The organism is Pokkaliibacter plantistimulans (assembly GCF_003194385.1).
Lineage (GTDB): Bacteria > Pseudomonadota > Gammaproteobacteria > Pseudomonadales > Balneatricaceae > Pokkaliibacter > Pokkaliibacter plantistimulans.
In genome coordinates this window covers 1-2,757 of record NZ_LAPT01000166.1, presented here as the reverse complement: position 1 = coordinate 2,757, position 2,757 = coordinate 1, and the positions used below count along the sequence as shown (strand labels likewise).

2 protein-coding genes are annotated in these 2,757 nt (G+C 48.1%); both read left to right on the top strand.

Annotation, left to right across the window (positions count from 1 at the left end):
• Positions 1 to 127: 127 nt before the first annotated feature.
• On the top strand, positions 128 to 1,129 hold the full coding sequence (locus tag WH50_RS25195) for a DNA adenine methylase (protein WP_110190171.1): 1,002 nt from the start codon (positions 128 to 130) through the stop codon (positions 1,127 to 1,129).
• Between the two features lie 50 nt (positions 1,130 to 1,179).
• Positions 1,180 to 2,565: an ISL3 family transposase gene (locus WH50_RS25190; RefSeq protein WP_110190169.1), complete on the top strand. Its 1,386-nt coding sequence runs from the start codon at positions 1,180 to 1,182 to the stop codon at positions 2,563 to 2,565.
• Positions 2,566 to 2,757 lie beyond the last annotated feature (192 nt).

Below are 2,757 nucleotides of genomic sequence, written 5' to 3'. Positions count from 1 at the left end.
GGGTATCCGTATTCTGTGATTGATTTACTATTCTGACGCTATCGGATAAAACCGCATTTTATGATTGATTCTGTGTGATTGTTACCATACCATAAACCGTATTTAGTGATTGAAATCGAGTAGCCAAATGGACAAGGTAAGAAGGCCAATACTTAGATACCACGGGGGCAAATGGCGTTTGGCTCCCTGGATCATCTCACACTTCCCCGAACATCGTTTTTACATTGAGCCATTTGGTGGTGCTGCAAGCGTATTATTGAGAAAGCCAAGGTCATTCAGTGAGGTTTACAACGACATAGATGGAGATTTGGTAAACCTTCTTTCCGTGCTAAGAGATACTGACGGCCGCACGTCTTTAATTGAATCTCTCAAGCTTACGCCCTTTTCTCGGCATGAATTCGAGATGGCGAAGGACGAAGCCTCTGACCCAATAGAAAACGCCAGGCGTATGGTGGTTCGATCCTTTATGGGATTTGGCTCTGCCGCTACAAACAAGAACCATTCCACGGGATTTAGAAGCAAGTCACACAGGAAAACATCTACTGCTGGCAGCGATTGGTTTAACTACCCAGAGTCATTGCTAAAAGCAGGTGAGAGGCTTAGAGGTGTAATCATTGAGCGACGTAATGCGGTAGATTTGATTGACTACCACGATGACGCTGAGGCCTTGTTTTATGTTGACCCTCCGTATCTTCACGAGACAAGACACGAGGGGTCTGAGCGCTGCTATGCCCATGAGATGGGCGTATCTGACCATGAATCACTCTTGAGTAAACTGGTGGGTATATCAGGTCATGCCCTTATTAGTGGCTACGACAATGAAATGTATAACGATGTTCTGAATGGCTGGCAGAAAGAGTATAAAGCGGCCGCAGCTGATGGACGAGGCAAGAGAACAGAGGTGCTTTGGATTAAGCCAATTCAAAAGGCGTGTCCAATGAGTATGGGGGCCTATAAAACACACAAAACGCGAACGTCCAGAAACGAAGAAAAGATTATAGATGCACTGGATCTAGCCAGATCAAGGGGTGATAAGGTATCCAAGTCTTCAATCGCCAAAATGGTTGGGTTATCGAGAGAGCAAGTTAGTCGTCGGTACGCCCATTTATTTGATTCTGAAAAAGTGTGACGTATGGGGGATGCTATTTTGCAGTTTAAAGTAAGGGGCATATATCACACATGAGTCCCGTTAATATACTCAACCTGTCGTCATACACCGTAACGGGGATCAGTGAAGGGGATCATGACTACCACATTGTTGCCACCGTAAAGCATCCACCTACAAACTGCCTTCATTGCTCCCAGGAGAATATTCGCGGATTCGGTCGTCGTGAGCAGATGGTTAAGGATCTGGCTATGCACGGCAAGCGAGTGGGAATTTATGTCGATACTCGTCGGTATCAGTGCCAGAGCTGCAACAAGACCTTCTACGAACCGCTGCCGGACGTTGACGAAAAGCGCAAGATGACTACGCGCCTGGTTAACTGGATTGGCAAGCAATCTATATCTCGCACGTTCGCCAGTTTAGCCGAAGAGATTGGCATATCAGAAGGCACAGTGCGCTCTATCTTTCGCGACTATATCAATGAACTGGAAAAGGCTGTTCGCTTTGAAATACCGCAATGGATGGGCATTGATGAAATCCACCTGATCAAGCCCCGCTGTGTGGTCAGCAACATCCAGAACAACACCATCGTGGACATTCTGAAGGATCGAAACAAGTCCACGGTTACGCGCTATTTGAGCCAGTTAGACAAGCTCGATCAGGTGCAATATGTGGCAATGGATATGTGGCGGCCTTACCGTGATGCGGTTGAGATAGTGATTCCAGAAGCTCAGATCGTCATAGATAAGTTTCATGTTGTCCGTATGGCTAATGATGCGCTGGAACGGGTCAGGAAGTCGCTCAGAGAGCAACTGACACCCAAGCAGCGCCGTGGATTGATGAATGATCGTTTTGTGCTGCTGAAGCGTGAGCGCGATCTGACGGACATAGAATCCTTTATGCTCGATGGGTGGTGCCAGAACTATCCTGAGCTGGGTCTGGCTTACCGGCAGAAAGAAGACTTCTACGCGATCTATGAGGCCAAATCACCGGCTGAAGCTAAGGCGTTGTTCACCACCTGGTTGCATACGCTAACACCAGAAATACGCGATCAATTTAGTGATCTGGTACGTGCCTGGCAGAACTGGGAGCCGTACATCTGCAACTACTTCAACCACCCAGTCACTAACGCTTACACCGAATCCCTGAACAACTTAATCCGGGTAATGAACCGGTTAGGCAGGGGTTATTCGTTTGAAGCGCTACGAGCGAAAATACTGTTCTCTGAGGGTGCTTTCAAGACGGAGAAGAAACGCCCCAAGTTTCAACGAAAACCCGCTGACCAGGTTGCCGAACGGTTCATAGGGTATTCGTTGGTAACGGATCTTGAGGGTGAATATATGGACATTCCAGCCTTCCTCCGCCGCTCCACCGAAGACGACGAATCAACCGAAGAGGTGCTGAACTATGGCGTGGACATATCAACACTGACGTCACTGATTGAGAAGGGTCTGCTATGACCCCACATCAATCACGAAATACGGATACCCGATTTTTCTTGTTGTGGTCAGAGGCATATCGTGACCTCCCTGACAGGGATAGTGATACCACCCCTGCAGGCGTCATGGAACTGGCACAAGGGACAGCCAGCCAAAACAACACTGCCAGGATCAACCTGGCAGTGAGACACCCTATTACAGTACACACAAGGC

What these genes read in the sequence shown, in the direction of transcription:
- WH50_RS25195 (WP_110190171.1), top strand. Translation starts at nt 128, where the DNA reads ATGGACAAGGTAAGAAGGCCAATACTTAGATACCACGGGGGCAAATGG.
- WH50_RS25190 (WP_110190169.1), top strand. Translation starts at nt 1,180, where the DNA reads ATGAGTCCCGTTAATATACTCAACCTGTCGTCATACACCGTAACGGGG.